This window comes from Neorhizobium tunisiense (genome assembly GCF_039631515.1).
Classification (GTDB): Bacteria; Pseudomonadota; Alphaproteobacteria; order Rhizobiales; family Rhizobiaceae; genus Neorhizobium.
Window position 1 is genome coordinate 430,517 of record NZ_JBDIUU010000001.1, and the last position, 21,099, is coordinate 451,615.

At 59.6% G+C, this 21,099-nt stretch carries 19 protein-coding genes; 1 reads left to right on the forward strand and 18 read right to left on the reverse strand.

Annotated features, from left to right (window positions below; all coding sequences use genetic code 11):
- Positions 1–4: 4 nt before the first annotated feature.
- Positions 5–502 (reverse strand): hypothetical protein, encoded by a 498-nt coding sequence (locus tag ABCW43_RS02255; protein ID WP_345921937.1) that lies wholly within the window; start codon positions 500–502, stop codon positions 5–7.
- The gene (locus ABCW43_RS02260; protein ID WP_345921938.1) at positions 499–1,770 is read right to left on the reverse strand and encodes a hypothetical protein; all 1,272 of its coding nucleotides are present in this window, start codon (positions 1,768–1,770) and stop codon (positions 499–501) included. Before ABCW43_RS02260 ends, ABCW43_RS02255 begins: the two co-directional genes overlap by 4 nt.
- Before the next feature lie 93 nt (positions 1,771–1,863).
- On the opposite strand from ABCW43_RS02260, the gene ABCW43_RS02265 reads away from it, so the two are divergent.
- Positions 1,864–2,178, forward strand: a complete 315-nt coding sequence (locus ABCW43_RS02265) for a hypothetical protein (protein WP_345921939.1) — start codon at positions 1,864–1,866, stop codon at positions 2,176–2,178.
- On the opposite strand, the gene ABCW43_RS02270 is transcribed toward ABCW43_RS02265, so the two are convergent.
- The 16 genes from ABCW43_RS02270 to ABCW43_RS02345 all read right to left on the reverse strand — a co-directional run bounded on the left by ABCW43_RS02270 (position 2,175) and on the right by ABCW43_RS02345 (position 21,097).
- Positions 2,175–6,335, reverse strand: coding sequence for a hypothetical protein (locus tag ABCW43_RS02270; protein WP_345921940.1), 4,161 nt, complete (start codon positions 6,333–6,335; stop codon positions 2,175–2,177). The genes ABCW43_RS02265 and ABCW43_RS02270 overlap by 4 nt on opposite strands.
- An 11-nt stretch (positions 6,336–6,346) precedes the next feature.
- The gene (locus ABCW43_RS02275; protein WP_345921941.1) at positions 6,347–9,283 is read right to left on the reverse strand and encodes a transglycosylase SLT domain-containing protein; all 2,937 of its coding nucleotides are present in this window, start codon (positions 9,281–9,283) and stop codon (positions 6,347–6,349) included.
- A 105-nt stretch (positions 9,284–9,388) separates the two neighbouring features.
- On the reverse strand, positions 9,389–9,919 hold the full coding sequence (locus ABCW43_RS02280) for a hypothetical protein (protein ID WP_345921942.1): 531 nt from the start codon (positions 9,917–9,919) through the stop codon (positions 9,389–9,391).
- The gene (locus ABCW43_RS02285; protein ID WP_345921943.1) at positions 9,907–10,185 is read right to left on the reverse strand and encodes a hypothetical protein; all 279 of its coding nucleotides are present in this window, start codon (positions 10,183–10,185) and stop codon (positions 9,907–9,909) included. The genes ABCW43_RS02280 and ABCW43_RS02285 overlap by 13 nt, the downstream gene beginning before the upstream one ends.
- A gap of 79 nt (positions 10,186–10,264) precedes the next feature.
- Positions 10,265–12,931 (reverse strand): phage tail protein, encoded by a 2,667-nt coding sequence (locus ABCW43_RS02290; protein WP_345921944.1) that lies wholly within the window; start codon positions 12,929–12,931, stop codon positions 10,265–10,267.
- Positions 12,931–13,596: a phage connector family protein gene (locus ABCW43_RS02295; protein ID WP_345921945.1), complete on the reverse strand. Its 666-nt coding sequence runs from the start codon at positions 13,594–13,596 to the stop codon at positions 12,931–12,933. Before ABCW43_RS02295 ends, ABCW43_RS02290 begins: the two co-directional genes overlap by 1 nt.
- Positions 13,596–14,042: a hypothetical protein gene (locus tag ABCW43_RS02300; RefSeq protein WP_345921946.1), complete on the reverse strand. Its 447-nt coding sequence runs from the start codon at positions 14,040–14,042 to the stop codon at positions 13,596–13,598. Before ABCW43_RS02300 ends, ABCW43_RS02295 begins: the two co-directional genes overlap by 1 nt.
- Positions 14,043–14,111: 69 nt before the next feature.
- A complete protein-coding gene (locus tag ABCW43_RS02305; RefSeq protein WP_345921947.1) occupies positions 14,112–14,420 on the reverse strand; it encodes a hypothetical protein in 309 nt (102 codons plus the stop codon).
- A gap of 12 nt (positions 14,421–14,432) precedes the next feature.
- Positions 14,433–15,269 (reverse strand): phage capsid protein, encoded by an 837-nt coding sequence (locus ABCW43_RS02310; RefSeq protein ID WP_345921948.1) that lies wholly within the window; start codon positions 15,267–15,269, stop codon positions 14,433–14,435.
- A 201-nt stretch (positions 15,270–15,470) separates the two neighbouring features.
- Positions 15,471–16,460, reverse strand: coding sequence for a hypothetical protein (locus ABCW43_RS02315; protein WP_345921949.1), 990 nt, complete (start codon positions 16,458–16,460; stop codon positions 15,471–15,473).
- A complete protein-coding gene (locus tag ABCW43_RS02320) occupies positions 16,381–16,788 on the reverse strand; it encodes a hypothetical protein (protein WP_345921950.1) in 408 nt (135 codons plus the stop codon). The genes ABCW43_RS02315 and ABCW43_RS02320 overlap by 80 nt, the downstream gene beginning before the upstream one ends.
- A 44-nt stretch (positions 16,789–16,832) precedes the next feature.
- Positions 16,833–18,509 carry a portal protein gene (locus ABCW43_RS02325; RefSeq protein WP_345921951.1) on the reverse strand — a complete coding sequence of 559 codons (1,677 nt, stop codon included), beginning with the start codon at positions 18,507–18,509 and terminating at the stop codon, positions 16,833–16,835.
- A complete protein-coding gene (locus ABCW43_RS02330) occupies positions 18,509–18,724 on the reverse strand; it encodes a hypothetical protein (protein ID WP_345921952.1) in 216 nt (71 codons plus the stop codon). The genes ABCW43_RS02325 and ABCW43_RS02330 overlap by 1 nt, the downstream gene beginning before the upstream one ends.
- Entirely contained in the window at positions 18,725–20,299 is a 1,575-nt protein-coding gene (locus tag ABCW43_RS02335) for a terminase large subunit domain-containing protein (RefSeq protein ID WP_345921953.1), read from the reverse strand.
- Positions 20,289–20,807 carry a terminase small subunit gene (locus ABCW43_RS02340; protein ID WP_345921954.1) on the reverse strand — a complete coding sequence of 173 codons (519 nt, stop codon included), beginning with the start codon at positions 20,805–20,807 and terminating at the stop codon, positions 20,289–20,291. Before ABCW43_RS02340 ends, ABCW43_RS02335 begins: the two co-directional genes overlap by 11 nt.
- Positions 20,807–21,097, reverse strand: coding sequence for a hypothetical protein (locus tag ABCW43_RS02345; RefSeq protein ID WP_345921955.1), 291 nt, complete (start codon positions 21,095–21,097; stop codon positions 20,807–20,809). The genes ABCW43_RS02340 and ABCW43_RS02345 overlap by 1 nt, the downstream gene beginning before the upstream one ends.
- Positions 21,098–21,099: the final 2 nt, after the last annotated feature.

Below are 21,099 nucleotides of genomic sequence, written 5' to 3' on the forward strand. Positions count from 1 at the left end.
AACCTCAAAGACTGTAGAGTGAAAAGCCGAAGTGCGAGGGCGTGATAAGAGACCCTCCGGCATGGTCTCGAATTTCTATGATTGCGTAGTCTCCGCCCCACTCGGCAATCGAGATGCTGACGCCATTGTTCGATATGGCGAAAGGCTCGGCGTCTCCGAGATGCTGGGTGAATATCGTGAGAACCGTTCCAACGTCGGTCATCCACATGGCCGCGAAGCGATAAGACCCCCCAAACGCCGAAATGTCTCCGCCTTCTGTGATGGCATGCAGGACGCACGCGATTTGCACCGGCGGCGTGTCGAGCGCAGCAGGGGGAGGATCTTCCGGGAAGACAATATCCGCGATGCTCTTGATCTCGTAGCCGAGCCCCGCAGGCACGTCCTTGGCGGCGATATCCTCAATCGACAACGCGCAATCTTCCGGGCGGGGAAGATAGATAACATGCTGGTTTCCTTCGAGGTCGAGGAAAACGATTGCCTTGCTTTGATCGATCGCAGTCATCTCAGGATCTCCACGCTGATATCGTCCATGTCGATGACCGTTGGCCCCGAGCTGTTCGTCACAAGGATTTCGACCCATGCGACATTTTTGGCGAAGGTCTTACCGGCCTGCGCAGCGGTAGAGGCGCTCATGCCAACGCTGATAAAAGTGGCGTAGTTTGTGTCAGCCATGGACGCGGTGAAATTCACTCGGAAGTACCCCGTTCCGAGATCGGTGATGGACGAGACATTGCGGCTGCTGCGAATTGCGGGCGTACCTGTTCCGTTGAAATTCACGAATGCCTTGATGTCAGGCGTGATGATATCGCCCAAGTTGACGTTCGCGTTGGGCATCGTGATTGCACGATCGGCCGTCAGCGCCGTGGTATCGAAGGTCAGGGCTCGCGGAGTGCCGGCGGCGTTGAAGAGCTTAAAAGACGCGCTTGCGAACTGTGCACTTGCGATAGTCCGCGCCGTGGTGAAGATGCTGGAAATGAGCCCCAAAAGGGTGCCCCTCTTCGCCGTCGCGCCGTCCAGGTAGATAAGCTCGTTTGCGTCGGCAAAGGTATCGTCCGAGGTCGCGCCGGTAAGAACTGCAGCCGCCGCACTGGCAGCATTCGACGCACTCGTTGCAGCCGCGCTTGCTGATCCAGCAGCGAGGCCGGCAAAGCCAAAGGCGTTCGTCTCACTCGTTGCGGCGGCCGAGGCGCTGGCAGCAGCAGCGGCGACGTAGGCGTTCAGGCCCGCGATCGAGAACACGACCACGAACTTGACGCCATCGAAGAGCAGGACGCTTTGCCGCCCCGTTGCGAACTCGCCAGACAGCAGATCCGAACCGTCACCATACTTTGCTGCATAGGTTCCGACGCCCGCGACTTGGATAGTTACCGCGGTCGTATTGTTGGCAGTCGGGGTGATGAGATAGAGCCGATCGGCCTTGAAGCCAGACGGCTCAGACACGACAACCGCGTTCCCCGTGCCGCCTGTCACGGTAAGAAGTCCGACAGCCGCGCGGCCGAACAGGCGATCGAACGTCATCGGCACCCAGGAGGCGCCGGTTGCGTCCCATTCCTTCAGAACGGCAGGATCAAAGTTCTTGTCGAGCCACAGCTTATCGGTCGCTGGCGCGCTCGTTCCATCGACCATATTATCAAGGACGCCGGCCGCCCTCAGGGCAGCCAAGGTCAGTTCTGACATTCGGACCCGCATAACCGTGGTGGAGTCCAGCCGGTTCGGGTTCGTCAGAAACAGGCCATAGTGTTCTGAATCGTCAAATTCAGTTACGGGCATCGTTTACCTCAACGGGAAATAGGCCGGGGTGCGACCTTGCATTGATGGGGATTTCGGAGTTTTATGGCGCCTTCCACAAAGGAGCCTTTGAGAATGGTCGCCTTAAGCGCGTTACTGATCGCTCAGATTACAGATCCGATCCGCATTGCCGGCGTTCTGCTCGGGATGTGGTTCGTTTGGAGTTCCTACGAGGGCAAGCGTCGGTTACTCCCGCTTGTCGTCGCGCTTGTCGTGGTTGCAGTTCTTTCCGCATTGATGCTTAGCCAGATGCGAGAACTTCGGCTTCCGTTCTCCTATCATGCCTTCACCACGGCCACGGGCTTTGTTGCAAATTGCATCATCGCTGGAGCGGCCTACGGCATCACGCGGCTTTTCAAATCAAAATCTAAAGTCGCGACGAGGCGTTAGTTCCCCGTCCCTTCCATCAGCGCAGGCTTGAGGCCTACGTTGATTCCAGTTCTGAACCCGGGCAGCGTTGCGCCGGGAAGCTGACGAACAGCGGCATTCACGCCGGACTTCTTAATGTCCCCGCCGATGAGCTGGTCAAGGATTGTCGTCAGATCCTCGAACGTGCCGACCGTTGGACCGGCAATTGCGCCGAAGCGCCCCCGGCTGGCATAGCGGGAAGCCCCGCCACCCTGGTCCTTGTCGCCAGCAATGAGCTGTGACGCCGAGGTAATGCCAGGAACGCCCCACTTCTCAACCGTGTTGCTGATCTCGAAGGGTATGGACAGGACGCCCGATCGATCGACGCCGTTTGCGATCCAGAGCCCGGGGTTTTCAAGCAGGCGTTCGGCCTCGTCGAAGTCCCCACGCTCTACATATTTCAGGTAGCTGATTAGCATCCCCAATGTCGTGCCAAAGATGAGCTGTTCAGCAAGCCTGTGCTGGCGCTGCTGCAGGCCGGCGATCAATACCCGCTGATGGCTGGCGAGCATGAAGCTTTTGAACTGGAAAAACAGCTTGCCGACGTTGGATTTCATCCAGAGCGGGTTATCGGCTACGCCCTTCATGATGATGGTCATGTCAGCGCTCTTGTTCAGAGCCGCCGCCCAGGTGCGGGCCGCCAGGTCGTCTTCCCATTGTGTTGCGTTCGGGCCATAGATGCCGTCTTCGACCATCCCGAATTTGCGCTGCTGGTCAGCAATCCGAGCCGCCATGTTCTCGTCTATACCGAGGCTGGCAAGATGGGCCTTCTCTGCAGGGTGGATCTTGGCGAAGTCGATCCGGCCGGTTGCCTCGTCCAGGGCGCCGAAGATGTTTTTCATCAGGCGGTTTTGCGACATGACGCCGACGATCGAGCGAAGCCCGTCATTCCAGTAGCCGAGGCCGGTTGCTTTCGTGAACACGTTGGAGGTGTTCGATAGGAACCGCTCAAAGGTGGAGCCGTAGCGGTATGGATCTTGAAGCTCCGCCAGGTTCGCAAGCCGGGACTGAAGGACGCGCTCAGTCACGACGCCAAGTTCCCTAGCGTCTTCCATCGAGATCCGGAGCGCCTTGTTGCCCTTGAGCTTTGCCGCGAACATCTTGGCCGGTTCCGTCAGGGTCGCCCGCATCCCGAACTTGCCGAGGACTGAGGCAGCGTCCGTTATGCTGGTCAGGGTTACGCCGCCCATCATCCGGATATAGTTCCAGGTCAGGGCCGCCCGGGTTATTGCACTCCAGGAACTTCCCTCGTCCGCCGCGCGGTAGGTGCCGCGGATCATGTCACGGAAGGCCTTGAGGTTGCCGAGGTCCCGCCTTTCCGCCTCGTTCAGCTTCTCCAGATCGGCCGCCGACTTGGCGCCCTTGCGAAGCTCCGCATATTCCCGAACGATTTCGTCAAGCTGCTCCTGCATGTCGGCGCGGCCGAACCGGTCGGTCAACTCGACTTCCGCCGCCATGGTGCGGGCATAGCGGCGCAGGATCAATTCCGCGTCGTTCTCCAGGAAGTCTTCGACCTGATCGTCAGCGATGTTGAAAACACGATCCTTGAGCGGCCCACGCTTTACCGGGACAAGCCATTCCGGAACATCGGTCGCACCCTTGCCAGTCAGGTTGTTGAAGACCGACGAAACGATTTCCTCGACATAATCGGCGCGGTCGCCCTCATCCACGAAATCCGGGATTTCCTCTTTCTGCTTCGGAAGGAAGGGCTTCAGCTTTTCGGAAGTCGCGTTGGCCTTGGCAAGCCGAACCTCAACCTCCTTGGCCTCCTTTGCCAGGACGTTCAGTTCCGCTTCAAGCTCAGGCGTCAGACGGCCTTCAGCGTCCACGCGTTTGATTGCGTCGGTCCTCGCCTTGATCCGGGTTTGGTCATAGCGGGCCTTGCCATAGTCGCGACGGGAGCGGGCATAATCGACCATGCGCTTGATGGCCGGCGACTGCTTCACCTGGTCAACGTTCGCGTTGATCTCGTCCTCAAGATCCTGAAGCTCTTTCGCAACGTTCTTGGCCTGGGCTTCCGACACCAGACGCTCATTGCGAAGCCCGTCAGTCGCCTTGTCGAAGTCGTCGATTTCCTGGTTCAGCCGAGAGATGCGGCTGTCCACGTCATCCAGCACCTTTTCGGGCCGCAGCTTTTCGGCCATGATTTCGCGGATCTCCCGGATAGTCGAGTTTTCGTCGATCCCCACGCTCTTCAGCCATTCCGAAACGTTGGCGCCGAGGGCGTCGGCATTGGCAAGCTCGTTCTCCTGGGCCGCCGATCGGAGAGCGTTGCCGCTGACTTCAGCACGAATAGCATCCATCAGGGCGTTTTCATCGACATAGCCGTTGGCATCAGTCGGCAGGCTATCGAATAGCTCGAATTCAGACCCGACGATATTGTCAGCAGAGCCGCGCCCGCCTTCCTTCTTGAAGAGACCGGGAACAGTCTTCGGTGTAACGCCCATGGCCCGCAGGTTCGCGTCAAGCGATGAGCCGATCCGGACACCGCCGCGGCGCTTGAGGATCGTCAGCACAGGGGTTTTCGCGAGACGCACGTTCTCAGCCGTCCGAGCTTCCTTCACGGCCTTGACCAGGCTATCGCCGGCCTGTGCTTCGCGCAGCGCGGTCACAACCTCTTTCGGCGCCCGATCCTTCAGCACATCGAAGCGGCGGCTTTCCTCGCCACGAACGCGGCCGAGCATCGCATCGCGTGTCTTCTGGCGAGCGGCAAGACGATCCTCAACATTCTGGAGTCGGGTGAACGCCTTGTTATAGCGGTCATCGACAAACATCGTGTCAACGACCTTGTTGCCGATCTTGCGCTCTTCCTGCCTCAGAATGGCCTGGTCTAGCTGTTCCGAGAAATAGCGACGGGCAATGTCACGGAAGCGGGTTTCCTCGCCCATGAGACGCTGACGGTTCCAGAGGCGCGTCACGTAGCTTGCCGCGGTCGTTACCTTCACGTCTTCCGGCAGCAGGCCAGAGCGTTTCGCACGTTCGAGGAGCGGATCGAAGACCTTCGAGCGGGCTTCCTGTGCAGCGCGGGTGACGAACTCGTTCCCGCCCTCGTCGATATCGCCACGACGGCCGGCCCGAGCTACAGCCGTGTTGAACTCGCCTATCGTCCCCGTGAAGCCATTCTTTCGAGCATCGCGATAGAGAGCCCTGGACGACTTCAGCCAGGAGGCAACCGCGCCGCGCTCATAGAGCTTCACAAGGTTTTCCACGTCGGCGCCGAGCGTCTTCCCTTCCATGTTCATGCGCGTCATGATCGGGTTATCGACCATCTTCGCATAGACTTCGCGGACCCGCTTGGAGGGGGAAAGCATGGTCTGAACGCCGGGATTGATTCGAGCCGCAGCAGTCGCCCGCGCGACCAGCTCCGCAGCCTTGGAACCGCCGATCCCTAGATCTTCGAGATTGATGTTATCGGAAGCAGCGGCACCGGCCGACTGCATGCGCTGCACAATCGTTTGCGTCAGCTCCTCAGGATTGGGAACGTCATCAGCCAAATCTGTTTCGAGCTGGCGAGCCGCCGCGTCCCACTCCCCTTTGCTGAAGAACTTCGCGCCGGCCATCCCAATGACGCCACCCAGGATAACCGAACCGCCGATATTCATAGCGCTTTCGCCGGCAGTGCGGGTTTCTTGCGTTGCCTGCAGCGCGCCTTCCTGGACAGCAGCCCCGACGCCAGCAGCCACGCCCACGGAAGCCGCCGAACGCACACCACTGTAGCCAAGGCGAGCGCCCTTCACGAACTCACCGCCAGGAAGGAGGATTGTCGGGTCGAGAACGGTAGAAATCGCAGCAGCGCCGAGCCAGGGAACCCAGCCGCTTGCCTTGAGAGTGGCGGCATCCTGCTTTTCTCGTTCGATATCCAACCGAACGACATCCGCCGCCTTGCGGTTATAGATCGTTTCGAAGCGTTCCGGATCTGCCTTCACCAGGTCGGCAAAGTCAGGGTCTTGATAGACGTTGTACGTCTGATCAATCTTCGAAAGCTCTTCAGCGGAGCCATCGAGATACGCACCTGACGCCGCCGATCCAAGAGGGTTATTCAGGCTCAGGGTAGACTTCAAGGTTTCGAGGAACGTCGGGTCCGGCTTGTCATACTGCGAGAGGATAAGCGGGCCGGCACCTTCAACCATACTGTTCATATCGAGAGGCATCAGTAACCACCCCCGCCGCCGGCCTTGTCATTCGTCGATGGGCTTTCCTTCATGATCGGCCCACCGAACGCCTTGTCCATCCGCTGTTTTTCGACAGCCGTTTCAGCCGCCCGCGCCTTCATCCAGTCTGTTCCGACCGGATCGGCAAGAGCGCGATCGACCGCCTGCTGTTCGTTCACGTCCTGAGTGCGCTGTTCAATCATGCGGGTTTCGGCATCCTTGATTTGCTTGGCAGCCTCTTCCTTGGCCTTGGCTTCAGGAGCCGCAGGATCGGCCTGGAAATATCGCGGGGAAAGCTGCAGCCCCTCGTCTGTCTCGACAAACACGCGATAGCGTGGCGGCCGACCGGCACGAATATCCTTTTCCGTCTCCCCGTCAGGCTGGAGATAGATGTTTTCCACGTTCTGCAGGCCGAGGCCCTTCATGTCTTCGATTGCCTGTTCCCGGATATAGTCGTGGGTTCCGTCAGCCGCAGCCGGATAGCTCGCCTCAGGCGGGTTGCGAATGATGACGTTCGAGCCGAACACAGTGAACTGAGAAGGCCCGTGCCGCTTGGCAAACCGCTTCTTGGCAACCTCTTTCGCCGCCGCCTCGTTGCCGTTGGTATCAACCAGCGCCTCACGGAACGCTTCACGGTAGTCTTCCACCAGGACGGCTTCAGCTTCGGAATTGACCCCCACCTTGATTTGCTCAGGAGTTGCCAGCCCACCCACGGAAGGCGAAGACCAGCCCTTTGAAAACTCGCTCGCAACCGTGTCCGCGTCGATCCCGTCAATCAGCTTCTTGATCGGCTTCGAATCCAGGAGGGCGTCACGTGCCCGCACCTTGTCAGGGTCGTTGCCGTCGATGAGGCGCCGAGCGGCTTCCTCAGGCGTAAAGCCGAGGTCATTCGTATATGTCCGGAACAGATCGAGGTTCTTCCGCACCGCCTCGCCACCAGGGAAGGCACCGAACGCGATCGGGGCGTTCTTCTGCAGAACGTTGGCCGCAGTCATCGCCTGCCCCATGGAGGCAACGTCGGTCGATGCGGCACCGCGGCGCAAGTCCGCCTGAACCTGCTTCGGAATGTATTTCGTGCCGGCGACGAACCCGGAGGCAACAACCGCCTGCTGGTCATCCGGAGCGCCGGCAACCATCTTCTCATAAGCCTTGTCCGCGACCTTGGTTTCGTCGGGATCGAACGGGTTGACGTTCGCACCGCCGCCAGCCAGAGAGCGGATAAAGCCGTTGACCTCCCCGGTATCCTTCATGGCGGTGCGGAGCGAGTTGATCAGCGCGGCCTTGTCGCCGTCGTCGATCGTGTTATCCCGCAGGATGACATTCGCATCGACTTCCTCAGGCTTGGACGCGATCAGGAGGTTATAGCTATCCTTTACCCTCGTCCGCTCAAGAGTGCGTTGCTGGCTGTATTCCGTCTCGCCCCAATTCGCGAGCTGTTCGCGCCGGTCATAGGGAATGGCATCGAGATCCGGATCAACAGGCGCCGCCTTCCCGCCCCGAGTGCTGGCGTCTTCGATATGCCAGTTCTCATTCGCAAGCGGGAACTTCAGGCCATATTGCGGCGCATTCTCATGGACCCATTTCACGACGTTCGCGGGCGCATTCTTCAGCGATTGGCCGTTGAACGCGACATCGGCAGCCCGTGCTTTTTGGCCGTCCTTTGCGTTGTGGTTGCTGTGGCCTGGAGGCGCTACATTCCTTCTGGCTTCGTCGATCGAGCCATATTTCGCAAGGGCTTCCTTCCAAAGCTCAGCCTGTCGCTCATTCGACCGGGCGCCGGAATAGATTCCGAGGCCTGCCTGAATTTCAGGGGGCGCAGACTGGAACATGCGGGCCAGCTTGACGGAGAAACCATCGTCCAGCCCGTCAATGTGTGTCGCGTCCTTGTCCGTCCGAGACTGTAGAAAAACTTTAGCCTGGGAAGCGTCCTGTGACGTGAAGGTGGAGACCTTGGCCTTGCCCAGCACCTTCTTGTAATAGTCGGCGCTTTCCTTGGGGATCACTGAATCGTCACGGCCGGCGGCAATCCACGCGTCCGCCCTCGTCTGTCCGCCATTGTAGGCGATCAGCGCGGCTTCCTTGTCTCCGCTATAGCGGGTGAGCATCTTCTTATAGAAATGCTCCCCATACTTTTTGCTGACATCGGGATTTTTCAGATAGGCCTTCTGCTCTTCGACCGTGCCGCTTGTCGGGAACGCACCGTCGCGCAGCTCGCCCGCAATCTCGGCGCCGGTTTCCGGCATGACCTGCATCAGGCCCGAAGCGCCCTTGGACGACTCCGCATTCGGATCACCGGAGCTTTCAACTTCCTGCATGGACGCCAGGACGGCATCAGTCCCGCCCGTGCCGCGGATCTCGTCTAGCGCCTGCTGGGGAGCGTTCTGGAACTTCCAGCGCCATTTGCTTTCGGCCGCGTCGGCTTCCCATTCCTGCCGGCGGATAGCCTTCCAGGTTTCCGGCATGTCGGCGCTGTTGATCGCTTCGAGGCCCTGAACCTTGAGCTGGTCGAAAGGCGCAGCGCTGTTGCGGATCTGCTTGCGAACGTTATCCAGGCTGCTGTTTGTGTTCCGGTCGTAATAGAGCGTTTTCGCCTTGGTCTCGTAGTCATAGGCCTTTTCATAAAGGCTGTTGCCACGGCCCAAAAGCGTGTTGTTGTACTTCGTCTGATCGTCGTCGTTGAGACCGGCAAAGTTTGCCTTGGCGAAGTCATCCGCCCGCTTCTGATACCCTTCGATATACTGGCGAGTGAAGCCGATCCCGCTTTCGGTCGAGCCGTCGCGAGCCTTCAGGAACCCTTCTTCCTCGCTATTGAGGAAGTTCGTCAAGGCGGTTGAAACGTCGTTGCCGCGCTTGTTGCTAAGCTCCTGGACTTCCTTGTCCGCCAGGTCTTTCAGGTTGAAGGCGGATTGAACAAGATCCTGCCCAAAGCCGGCCATCGCCGCCCCGACGTTTGAGACCGGACCAGAATTCGCAATGCGGCCTGAGCGGGTACTATCGCGCGAAATATCTCGTGCTGTAGGGATTTTCACTATCAGCTATCCTTAGGACTTTGAGCCGTATGGAGTGCGAACGCTGGGAGACGGAGCGCTCTTCTGAGGAGCCCCGAACCTTGAAAACATGCTGGTCACGCCGCTGAAGAGAGCGCCGGCCGCATTGTAGTAGGAAGCCTGTCGCGCCGCCTTCCCCTCGTATCTGGAGACCTTGGCAGCGTCGTTATAGCCGCGCGCCTGCTGCTCGCCCTTGTAGATCGAGGTCTCTGCCGAAAGAGCCGTTTCGCCGGCCGTCTCGCCCATCATGTCGATAACGGACGGATCGTTTACGCTGCCGCCGCTGCCGGCAATCGCCGCGCGCTGCTGGCTAAGCATGTACTGGCCTTGGCGGTACTTCTCGGATGCCTCCCGCTGCGAAGCCGCTTGAGCTTCATCGGCCTGCTGCTCTTGAACCTTGGCCTCGTATTTGGCTTTCGCTTCGGCGTCCTTGCCCTGCTGGAGCGCGCCGGAAACGGACATGATAGTCCCGGCCACCCCGGCAATACCCGAGACGATCGAACCGATTGCGGCTAGTTCTGCCATTTCCAAAGAACCTTTCCGTTGACTGTCTCGTCGGTCGGCTCGAAGCCAAGCCGCCGCATCAGTTCCTCAGCGCGGGGGATTGAGGTGTCGCAAACTGCCTTGATGACCGTCGCCCCCTCCTCTTTCACCCGCTCGAAGCCTTCGAGCACGTGCCGGTACAGAGACGGCTTCCGTTCCGAGTTGGGGATTTCGAGGAAGGCGACCCATTCGCCAGCAGCCGTTTCGATCGCGCCGCCGAAGCCAGCGACCAGGAGGCCGCGCCGCATCGCCTTCCCGATCCATCGAGCTTGACACTCGTTGCCGTGATAGTACCGGGCAAAGTCTTGGTCATTCGCCCAGGCTATCTTAGCCATTGGTGCGGGTATCCAGAACGAGAGCCGAGGCTGTGAAGGGATAGGGAGCCCGACACTCAATGCAGATCCGGCTATCCGTGTCCCAATCGCTGCTGATGCTCATCAGGTCGGCATCGAAGTTTGCGAAAAGCTGGCCGGCAACAATCGGCTTGTCGCCCTTCGTGGTCGTGAACCGCCGCAGCGTGTCGAAATCCTTGCCGACCCGGAGGCCGTCGAGAACCGTGTTCAGCAGGTACAGACCTAGCTTGGAAATCTTCTTGCGCTGGAATAGCGCCGTGCCGCCTGCAGCCCCATAGGCAAGTTTCGTTGACCGCCACCGCGCATTGTAGGGCAGCCCGATCACGACGTTGCTCGCAGCCGTTTCAAGAACGACCTGACCCGAGGCGACCGTATAGAGGTCATCCTGATCATGCACAGCGGCGCCATCGGCCCACACAACCACGTCCAGCCCGTCCAGTTGAGGAACTGAAAACGTCGTGGTTGCCGAACCCGTAAACCGAGTGAAGCCATCAGCAACGCAGTTGATCGCGCCGCCCCTGCAGTCATTGAGGTTTGCTAGCCGTTCGAGCCTTTGCGTCCCGTTCCGGACGACGGCGAAATAGACCGAATCCTGGTTGGAGCCGCGGCTTGTCGAAACGCTCTTGAACTCGCCATCCGTCAGGACGCGGGACCAGGCTATGACCTTTTCGGCCGGCTCATAGGTCAGTGCCCGGGCTTCACCGTTCGCCAGAATGAACCAGACGACAGTATCAGGCCGGCGCTGGACTGCCATGTCCACGACCTGCGACCCGTCAAACAGCTCTTCGTGCATCGCGAGCAGATCAGTTGACGTGTAATCGACGCCCTGGGCATCGGGGGAAATGCGGAAGACGCCCGTTCCCGAGGCCTGGACGAACACGCCGTCCTTGTCCGCCTTCACCGCCCGAATGCTGGCACAGCCACGCGTCGAGGCATCGACGGGGAACCAGCTATCGGCGGTAAGAGGTTCATCGAAGGAGGAGGCCTTGACCGAGATTTCGGACATGTCGGTTCCGGCAATCAACCGCTGCAGGCCGAGCAGCCACAGGATGCCCCGCGCCGAGCTGGAGTTGACGGATCGGGCAATCGGAGCCGACGCCCCTTCGACTTCATCGTCAAAGCTCTTGAAGGCATCGGGAACGGAACCATGGATGAGATCCACGCTCGCCCAATAGAGGCGCCCGCCGAACGTCTCGACAGCGGCCGGCCAGCCGTCATGATCCGACCAGGTAGAGCTATCCCATTCGAAGGACGCGACGGTCGAATAGAGACGGCTAAGGACTTCGGCCGAAACCACGGTCTTGCTCGTGTAGCCTGTTACGCGGACGACGCCGGACTGGCTGCCCCCGCTATAGGTCAGGTTGGTGACGATCGAGCCGCTGGTATAATCGCCGCTGCCGAGGGCGAAGCGGAAGAACTTGACCACGTTATTGTCAGGATCGGTATAGGTGGAGCTGACAGCCCCCGTATGGCTCGATAGCGTGGTCCAAGCGGTAGGATTGCCCGAGCCGTCATCAACCGAAACCTGCAGCCTAGCAGTTCCGGAAAAGGTTCCCGAGACCGAATAGCTGAAGGCGCGAGCGCTACCGACGCCGGCCACCCGGATAAAGGCGCCGTTTGCCGGAGCACTCGTGAACGTTTCGTCGATCGTCTGCCCGCTCTGGAAAAGCCGGAAGAGCTTCCCGACCATCGTTGCCGCGAAATAGTCGCGATTGGCCGTGAGCGTGATGTTGCCGACAAGCCCGCTGGGCTGGAGAGAGACCAGACCGTCAGAGGTGACGAACGGCCCGTCGCTCACCTTGTAGCGCTGGATACCCCATGACGCATCGCCGCGGCGCTGGATTTCACGCTGCTGGTAGACGCCGGAAGCGACGTACAGCACGTCTTTGTTCTGCTTGTAGCGGAGGATGTTGTCTTCGAGGTCGTCGTCAGTCCAAGGCGTCGTCAGGACCATGACGCCAGCCGCTTCAATCTGGCAGGACGACATAATCGCAAGGCGCGGCTGTTCGTTGATCAGTTCAAGGAAGATGCTTGCCGTCGTCGGAGTGAAGGCGATCGAATGAACGCCATCGTCTAGGACTGCTTCAAGGATAAGGTCATCTGAACCGGCAGTGGAGCCCAAACGAACCTTGATCGGGCCGCGCGTCACGTCGAAGCGCATGGCGTGTTCAACATTCCGATCGGCCAACGCGACGGAAATCGTCTGTTTCGCCCATGCCCTGGACTGTGTTGCGCCCGTAAGCTGGAGATCCCCGCCCGAGACCGAGGCGGAAGCCGTGCCCGTGCTGGCATTGGTCCAACCGGTGAAGGAGGCAAAAGCCCCATTCGTCACGGTCGTGGCTACGGCAGCGCGAGAGATCAGCGCATCGCCCTTTACGACCCTCAGAGCCTCATCGGAGAGAACCGGAACGAAAGTCGAGCCGCCGGAATAGGAATGTTCGAGAAGCTGGACCTGTCCAAAGTCGATATTGGTTATATGTTCGAGGCCCGGGCGGAAGGTCATGGAGCCAATCACGCGCGGCAAGGCGTTCTCATAGAGCGAGCCCGCAAACTGCTGACCTTCGAGATCGAGACGGGCAAGAGCCTCGTCACCAACCTCGCCACCGTTCAGCGAATAGACTGGAGCGTTTACGGTCGGCATTAAACGTCACCCTCGCCCGGGCTGATTTCGCCGCCGACAAGCGTTCCACCGCGACCATAGCCGTCACCGTACCCATAACCACCTTGACGCGCTCGCAGCCAGGAGCCGGTTCCGATAACCTTGTTGTTCTCGTTGCGGGCATCGACGCTTTTCGCCTTCCTCAGAGCCTTGTCGAGCTTCTTGTCTAGCTTCGCTTCGAGCGTGTCGCCGGACGTGAGCTTACCCACCGTCTCAAAGGCGAGCTTTACCGCCACATAGCGCCAGAACATGGTCGGCCACGTGTCAACATCGGTCATCTTGGTCTTGGAAATGTACCGCAGGAACATCGGGTTCGTGTTCGAGTGCAGATAGCCGCCCTCGTCCGCATACTCCCGGAACCCGCTGCGAAAGTCCGGCACGTTGGAGACGGCGACAGTCCGAGAGTAATCGTCCGGATAGTCGAAGACATACGCCCAGCCGAGCGCCGCCGTCCCCGTTACGCTTTCCTCCAGGGCAACAGAGACCTTGAACGCGTTCCAATCGCCCGCGCTGAAAGCCTCCTCGACAACGCCGGTCCAGGCATTATCGAGAACATAGCGAGCCTCGACATCATCCGTCAGGGTGACAATGGATGCCGCCTGAAGGTGAATGAGCGCCTGTTTGTAGACCTGGAGTTTGTCGACCATTACTGACCCTTCAAAATCTCGAAGTATTTCGTGGCAGCGGTCTCCGCATCGGCCTTCGAATGGAAGCCGTGTTGGATAACCTCCCCGTTATGGATGAAGCGCCACTGGTGTTTCGGTCCACCGTGGGAGACCACCGGCTCCTTGACATCGGCGGCCCGAACTTCCGGAGCGTTTTCGGCATCGAACACCCGCAGGACGCGGACCTTTGCCGAGGTTTTGGTCACGGATACGACCCGGAGGTCACAGTCCAGCGCCATGTCGTCCGAAACCACGGCGATGTGCATACCGGGCTTCAGAACACTGAGGTGGTTGGAGAAGAATTGCGGATGCGTCACGTCGTCGAGCGTCGTTTCGGACGGGACAGTCGCTGCATAACGGCCGATCGAGTAATCCGCCTGCATGAAGCGGCCACCCGAAAGCTTAGGATTGCTCACTGGCAGATCCATGATTTTCACCTATGGGAAAGAGAAATGGAAAAGGGGTACGCTCAGGTTCGAGCGCACCCCCGGGACACGTTAGTCAGTGTCGGTTGCGGTGACGGCCAGGCCGTCAGTCAGATCCACGCCGAGCGTATCGGTGCCCGTCGCTTCGTCGATGACCCAGCAGATATGCACTGCCGTCACAGCGCCCGACAGCGTGCTTGTGCGGGTACGGACCAGCACAATGTCACCCTGCCGAGCGCCCTTCTTGTAACCGTCCGACACATAGTTGGACGTGTTGACCGTCGCGATGGCGTCGGTCGAGTCGAGCAGCCAGATATTGGTCATCCCAACACCGGAGAGGCTGCCAATGAGGAGCTTGAAGCCCTGAGATACATAAGCCATGTGTGCGCCTCCTTAGCTGAACGCTGCGGTGTCGTCGGTGACGACTTCGATCACACCGGCCTGCTGCAGGATGGTGGCGCCGTCGAAAATGGTATGACGCGAGAACGAATAATCGTCCTCGTCGTTGTACCCGACGCCGACCTGGATATTGTCCTGAGCAATGGCATGACCGACTGCCGGCTTGGCGAAGATGAAGTTCGAAGCCGTAGCCGTGCCCTTGCCGGGAAGGCCGTTGTGCATGATGTGCTTCGCGCCGAGCCAGATCTTCGGACGGTCAAGCGTCATGCCGACGAGAACCTTTTCGTCAACATAGTCCGCCGACTTGAATTCCTGGAACGTCAGAAGCCGCGCCCATGCCTTCGGGGTCCAAAGGCATGTGATCTGGTTGCCGACCATGACATCTGCTTCGAAGAGCTCGGAGAGCGCATCGACGGTCTTGCCATAGGTCAGGGTGATTGCAGAGCCGCTGTTGTACTGGTTCGTTGCGGTCGCGAGGGCATCGATGATGGTGTAATCGATTTCGCGAGCTGCAGCGTTGGCGCCGGCATTCTGCATCGCTTCGCGAACGTTCGCGGGAGCGGTGAACACGTCGAAGCCGGTGCGGGTTTCCTTCGAATGCTTTTCTTCGAGGGTAACAGTCGGCTGCGTGTCGGTGCGGTTCCGGGACGGAATGAGACCGTTCGTGCCGCGGGAGGTCATGCGGCCGGCGGCTGCCTGCAGAGCAAACTTTGCAGTGAGGCCGGAAAGCACTTCTTCGGTTGTGACCGATTCCTTGAGGTAGGTTTCGCCCCGCTGGAAGGCGACAACCCATTCTTCAACGAACTGGTCTTTAGTGATGGGATAAGCCATGCACCTAGATCCTTGTATTGATTGATGGGATTGGGGGTTTCCAGCCGTTGGACAGGGTGCCGTCATGCTCTTTTGCGGGATGCCCTGGACATGCCAGAGGGCCGCAAGGCCGAGCCAGACGGGGCTTTCTCATCAGCTTTTCATTTCAGAAGGGTTGCGGGGCCGTTGCCGGGATGCCGCGGGGTAGTCAGAAGGGACCGCTTACTTGCGGGCCTTAAGCTTGGTGCGTTGAGCATAGAGCTTCGTAAGTTTGCCCTGCACTTCATCGCTGAAATACTTCTTCGAATCCGAAGCGCGGAGCTGCATAAGCTCGTTGATTCGTTCTTCGACGGTCTTGGACGTGGTTTCCACATCGCCCGTGATAATGGCGTTGCCGCCGTAATAGTCGGAGCCGATCTGCGCCATCATCTTGACGAACTCGGGCTTGTCCTGGAGCCGGGAGCCGTCCATGAGGCGTAGCCCCATCATGTTTTCGAAGCCCTCTTCCCCGAGGTGCGTCGTCATGATCTGCGCTGCGGCGCTGACATTGCCGTCGTATTCGCCGCCCCATTCAGTGCGGAGAGCCGCTTGCGTGGCCTTGGCCGTCTTCGCCATGTTGCCGTCAAGCTCTTGGCGCTGCGCAACCGCGAAGTCCTGGAACCAGTCGATCGCAGCCGCCGCCGTCTTCGGATCAGCATGCTTTCCGTGCATGTGTTCCTTGAAGGAGGAGAGCGCTTCCGTGTCGAACTCGGAGGCCTCGAAATCCTGCCTGAAGGATACCGGATAGGCCGCCGGATCGTCAGGGATGCCGACCGCCTCGCGATAGGCCTTGATTTCCTCAGGCGTTGACTTGTCCGTCAGGGGAGAAACGCCCTTGCCGGCATTCTTCGCCACCTGGGCAGCTTCGCGAACGGCCTTGGAAATCGCTTCCTTGGACTTGTACCGTTCGAGCTGCTTCAGAAACTTCTCATCACCGCCCGCCAGCATCTCGCGGAAGGTCTGCAGCTCGCCCACGTCAGAGGCACCAGCAGCGCCGGCATCATCGGAAGCGGCAGCAGCAGCCCCAACAGGCTCTTTGCCCGCCTGTGCGCCAGGCTTGGCAGCAGTGGCAGCGTTGCCGCCCTTGCCGGTATCAGCCGACCCGCCTTGAACGGGTGACGTTGCGCTCGTCTGCTGGTCGTCCGCTGCTGCGGTCGTGTTCTCGTCCGTCATGTTTCTCACCTGTGAGCAAATTCAAAGGAAAAGTGACGAGCTTTCGAAGCTGAAAGCCCACGTGCTGCTTGCCGCCGGCAAAGGTGGTGTCCCTATCGCCGCCAAGCTCTTCCGGCATCCACACCATGTCGTTGCACCCTGTAATGAACAGGATCGCCGCCCATGCGCGTTTCTGCTGGTCTTCACTCGCAACGCCGGCCGCGAGCGCCTGGAGCGCCACGCAATCAGCTTTGCGGATTTCGAGATTGTTTTCGGGCGCCATGTTGTCAGGTCTGACCTGGACAGGATGCCACGGACGATAGGCGCGCTTGGTTTCACGGTCTGCCATCGATCACCTATGAAACGGAAAACCGGGATACCGACCCGGCACGGTCAAACGACTTCGGCCGCCTGGAGCTGCTGGGCAGCGTTGCCGACCTGTCCGGCGACTTCGGCGCCCTGCCCTACCTGCTGCATCATGGATTGCTGCGCTTGCGCTGCTTGCGCTTGAGCGCGGCTTTGAGCAGCCTGTTCAGCATCGACCAGCCAGTCAGCATGACCGCCGGGAACGGACTGGAACGCATCACGGAAGGACTGGCGAGCGTCCACCTCGACGACCATCGTCGGATCAAGCTGCATGGCCTTGGCGATCAGTTCGCCGCTTTCATGGTATGCGTTGATTGTCTGGCGGTCGCGGGCTTCCTTGAGCGAGTTGTTGAACTCATACACGAGGTTTTGCCCCAGCAGCTCTTCGGGCATATCGACGGGAACGCCGTTCGCATCGACGGGGCCATAGCCGCCCGCCCGCATAACCTTCTCTGTGACGAGATCCAGCGTCCGGCCGGTCCATTCGTCCTCGATGGGCTCGAACAGCGGCAGAGCATTGCGGATATACTCCGCCACGACCTGAGACGCCTGATAGGCGGTAATGTCCCGGCCCTGAAGTGAAGCCATCGGCTGAAGCTTGTTAATGTAGAAGGCATCCGCCAGCAGGCCACGGGCATCCGTCAGGGCATCGACGCCGAGGCCTGGGTTCTTCCCGAAATCAACGGTGCGGATCGCAGGGCCAAGGCGTTCGTCATACTCGCTATCGATGTATGTCACGCCGCGGGAACTGAGGTCGATCGGAGAAGTCACGACATCTTCCATCGCGATAACCGGAGGATCGAGCGTCTTTTCGGCCGCTTCGATGATGGACATCATCATGCGTTGGATCATGCGAGCCTGCGGCAAGGCAATGATGGTTGCCGGCGAGACAGCGTAGAACGCGCCGCTCACGGTCTGCCAACGTGGGACGATGTAGTCAAAGGTGAAAGCCGGCTGCTCCTGAAGGATCTTGCCCCCCTCAGTTACATAGACATCGGCCCATTTCGCGCCTTTCGGGAACTTCCGATAAGGATCGTATTTGTCAACGGGGATGAAGATATGACGCAGCTTGAACTTGCTGGTCGTGTCCTTCTTCTTCAGCGCGTTCTTGACCGGCTGGGGCAGCTCCGATTCACCGAACCAGTATGCCATTGCATGCGCCGTCATATCGCATTTGCGGTGCACGTGATCAACACGACCGTCAGGCCCCTCAGAGCCGGCGCAGTCCTTGCCGTGGTGCGTCCTGAACATCAGGTTATCACGGGCTTTGTTGTACGACACCTGCGTCCAGCCCATGCCGAACGTTGCAAAATCATGCTCGTTCTGACTGGCGGCTTTGCGATAATTGCTGTCGTTGGAATAGAGGATCGAGCGGTTGACCGTCGTCATGAACTCCAGGAACATCGAGGGACCGCGGCGCCGAGCAACATCGGGATTGGATGTTGCGGCCTTGAACCATTCCCGGTCAGCAGGCCGGACCATGGTGCCGATAGCGTTCCCAAGTTCGCGACGGACCAGGACCGGATAGAAGTCCGTCAGGTGAGAAGCGAACTCCTGCCCATAGGTGATTTCTTGCGTGAAGTTCGCCCGCTCTGGATAGAAGAACTCGGCAATCTCCTGATGGAGGCTGTCAATACTCTCCTTGGCCGCGAACATGCGACCGTCGATTTCCAGCAGATCACGGCCGGCCTTGTCGAACGACATCAGCGAGCACCAAGCGTTGAGCGCGAGAACTCACGGCCGATCGTGCCAGGCACAGGGGCGAGCCGATCGGCCGCCTGAGAACTGCCCGTCCGAATCTGCCTGTTGTTCTGCTGGCGCTTGCGCTTTGCCAGCGGATCGTCCGCGTCCGGCATCGGAGCCGGCGGCTCGGGATCGGGCATCTTTGCTGAAGCTGGCTTGGAGAAGAGTGCACCCATCTAGCGTTTACCTCGCAGTTTGTCTTTCATGGCACTGTTGGACGTGACGGATTTGAATTGCCTCTGGCGCATATCCCGGCGCTCTTGTGCGGCTTTCGGGCGTCTGAGGCCCCCCATCTTCGAGGCCGACAGCATGACAGTCGTGTCGCCCTTGTCAGGCGAGCGGCCGAGCAGTTCCTTTTGCTCTTCCTTCGGCAGGACCAGGATCACTTCACCAGCGCCAGAAGGCACAATGTCGAAGCGGTATGAGCAGAGGTCCGCCACCATTTCAGGATCAGGCGGAAGAGCGATGCGAGAGCCGTATTCAGGATCAAGCTGCTCACGTAGCTGCCAGACCGCTTGCGCCCTCAGGTTCTTGAACCCGTACATGCCGTCACGAGTATGCGACGTTGAGCCCGAACCGCCTTTGAAGCCGTAGCAATCGACATCGCTATGAGCGAGCTGGGTAAGCGTGTCCCCGCCATACCCGCCGCCAGCATCGACGACGACGCGGCAGCGGTCCCGCATTTCCTTGACGATCAGACCGGCAACGGTTGGCCCGTCCGGAGTGTCAACGCCCTTGTAGCTGGTAAACCGGGAATACCACCAATCGCGCCGGGACTGGATTTGCGTCTTGTCAGGGCCGCCCTGGGCAACGTCGGCGGCAACGGCAGTCATCGGCACGTCTTCAGGCGGAGTTTCCGTCCAGCGAGCTTGCGCAAGCTTTATCCAGCGTGTCGGGATAACCTGCCAATCGTCATCGTCGCCATCGACAGAGAAGTTACCATCCCTCAGGCGGTCTCGAAGCTCTTTCGGCAGCGCTTCCAGGGTAGAGGCATAGCCGGTTTCCATGAGATCCGGATTGTCTTCGAGCCGCGACCGGATGAAGGTTCGCGACCTGGGAAGCTCACCCTTCGGGCCGATGTAATCCCGGCCGACTTCAACGTCTTCCCCGTCGATCGCCGTGAACCATCGCAGTTCGCCGGACTTGGCAGGATTTGGATGCGACGGCTCAAGCCATGGCGCCCAATACTTGATCACCCATTGGCCTTGCGAGGAGGTCGGAGGGTTGCCCGTTGCGACCACGCGGCACCGCCGGCCGAGAGCATCGCGAAGCCATGCGATGATGTAGCGATATTGGGATTCCGAGAACTGCGTTATTTCGTCGAAGCCTTTGAGCCTATGCGGCCGACCCTGATACTTCTCTTTGTCCGCCTCGTTCGGGACACCGCCTAGTTCGATCGTGCCGCCACCAGGGAGGCGCCAGATATGTGACTGGCTGTTGTACCCGTCACGAGTGCCGAGGATGCGGGAAAGCTCGTCCTCAATGCCCTTGACCTGCGTCGCCTGCCTTCGGAGGATCAAGGCCGGCTGGTATTCGTCTGCAGCCAGGCCACAGAGCAGCGCCGTCTTGCCCCCGCCAGCCGAGCCACCATAGAAGGTTTCATCAGCTTCGGAGAACCAGGCGTCGGTCTGAGGCCCGAGGTTAGGAACGAATATCTGATCCTTTGTCCCCTCAAGGGCCAGCGCCTTCAATCCAGCCTGTTCTTCCGGTGACAGCGCGTTAATCGCCGCCAGAACATCGCTAAGCTCCACTGGACGCCTTGGCCGACATCAGGCCTTTTGCGAGCATGAAGCCGATACGACGGGCCAGTTCATTATCGCTGACTTCCTTCGTCTCGATCGCGCCGCCATCCTTGCCGGTCACTTCCGACCGATCAGCCAAGCCGAGGTCACGGGCGATAATCGAAGGGTTCAGCAGGTCGGCAGAGGCGCCTTCGAACTTCTGGGTCCGGATAGTTTCCTCTACAGCCTCACAGACTGGCAGGAAATCTTCGCGCTTGCGGTACTCATCCCAGGATCGCCGGCCGATATCGAGGAAGATGCAAAGCCCACTGATCGACATTGCCCGCATCTTCGGGAACGTCTCTTTCGTCACGACGCCCTGAAAGGCAAAGCCCTTCGTCTCATAGAGAGGATTAGCTTCGACCCACTCGAAATATTCGAGGCATGCCGTCATCAAATCATCCGGGGAGCCGAAGATTGGCTTCCGACCGTGTGAGCTGCGAGCCTTCCAGAACTCGTTACCGATAGGCGCGCTCATTAGGAGGCGTCCTTGACGATGCTGACCATATGGCGGCGCATGACTTCCCGGAGGGCGATAAGCCGTTCAGGCAGATAGATGGTCCAGTCCCCGGAGGCGTTCGCCGCTGCGATCAGTTTGGACGCCTCGATAGATGCCGCCTGATACGACAAGCCCGCATATTCGCGAAAGCTGTGTTCGATAGGTCCAGCGAGGCCCCCGAGAACCTTCGGTGAAAGCGGCCGGGGCACGTCCTGGATTATAAGAAAGTCGTCGCCATCGGGCATTGCGGCTGCTGTTGCATCCGTCATCT

Excerpts from the sequence above, each read along its gene's own strand:
- ABCW43_RS02280 (WP_345921942.1), bottom strand. The coding sequence starts at position 9,919 with ATGGCAGAACTAGCCGCAATCGGTTCGATCGTCTCGGGTATTGCCGGG.
- ABCW43_RS02275 (WP_345921941.1), bottom strand. The coding sequence starts at position 9,283 with ATGGCCGGCTTTGGGCAGGATCTTGTTCAATCCGCCTTCAACCTGAAA.
- ABCW43_RS02330 (WP_345921952.1), bottom strand. The coding sequence starts at position 18,724 with ATGGGTGCACTCTTCTCCAAGCCAGCTTCAGCAAAGATGCCCGATCCC.
- ABCW43_RS02320 (WP_345921950.1), bottom strand. The coding sequence starts at position 16,788 with ATGGCAGACCGTGAAACCAAGCGCGCCTATCGTCCGTGGCATCCTGTC.
- ABCW43_RS02315 (WP_345921949.1), bottom strand. The coding sequence starts at position 16,460 with ATGACGGACGAGAACACGACCGCAGCAGCGGACGACCAGCAGACGAGC.
- ABCW43_RS02325 (WP_345921951.1), bottom strand. The coding sequence starts at position 18,509 with ATGTCGTTCGACAAGGCCGGCCGTGATCTGCTGGAAATCGACGGTCGC.
- ABCW43_RS02310 (WP_345921948.1), bottom strand. The coding sequence starts at position 15,269 with ATGGCTTATCCCATCACTAAAGACCAGTTCGTTGAAGAATGGGTTGTC.
- ABCW43_RS02265 (WP_345921939.1), top strand. The coding sequence starts at position 1,864 with ATGGTCGCCTTAAGCGCGTTACTGATCGCTCAGATTACAGATCCGATC.
- ABCW43_RS02295 (WP_345921945.1), bottom strand. The coding sequence starts at position 13,596 with ATGGTCGACAAACTCCAGGTCTACAAACAGGCGCTCATTCACCTTCAG.
- ABCW43_RS02345 (WP_345921955.1), bottom strand. The coding sequence starts at position 21,097 with ATGACGGATGCAACAGCAGCCGCAATGCCCGATGGCGACGACTTTCTT.
- ABCW43_RS02305 (WP_345921947.1), bottom strand. The coding sequence starts at position 14,420 with ATGGCTTATGTATCTCAGGGCTTCAAGCTCCTCATTGGCAGCCTCTCC.
- ABCW43_RS02285 (WP_345921943.1), bottom strand. The coding sequence starts at position 10,185 with ATGCGGCGCGGCCTCCTGGTCGCTGGCTTCGGCGGCGCGATCGAAACG.
- ABCW43_RS02340 (WP_345921954.1), bottom strand. The coding sequence starts at position 20,807 with ATGAGCGCGCCTATCGGTAACGAGTTCTGGAAGGCTCGCAGCTCACAC.
- ABCW43_RS02270 (WP_345921940.1), bottom strand. The coding sequence starts at position 6,335 with ATGAACAGTATGGTTGAAGGTGCCGGCCCGCTTATCCTCTCGCAGTAT.
- ABCW43_RS02290 (WP_345921944.1), bottom strand. The coding sequence starts at position 12,931 with ATGCCGACCGTAAACGCTCCAGTCTATTCGCTGAACGGTGGCGAGGTT.
- ABCW43_RS02300 (WP_345921946.1), bottom strand. The coding sequence starts at position 14,042 with ATGGATCTGCCAGTGAGCAATCCTAAGCTTTCGGGTGGCCGCTTCATG.
- ABCW43_RS02255 (WP_345921937.1), bottom strand. The coding sequence starts at position 502 with ATGACTGCGATCGATCAAAGCAAGGCAATCGTTTTCCTCGACCTCGAA.
- ABCW43_RS02260 (WP_345921938.1), bottom strand. The coding sequence starts at position 1,770 with ATGCCCGTAACTGAATTTGACGATTCAGAACACTATGGCCTGTTTCTG.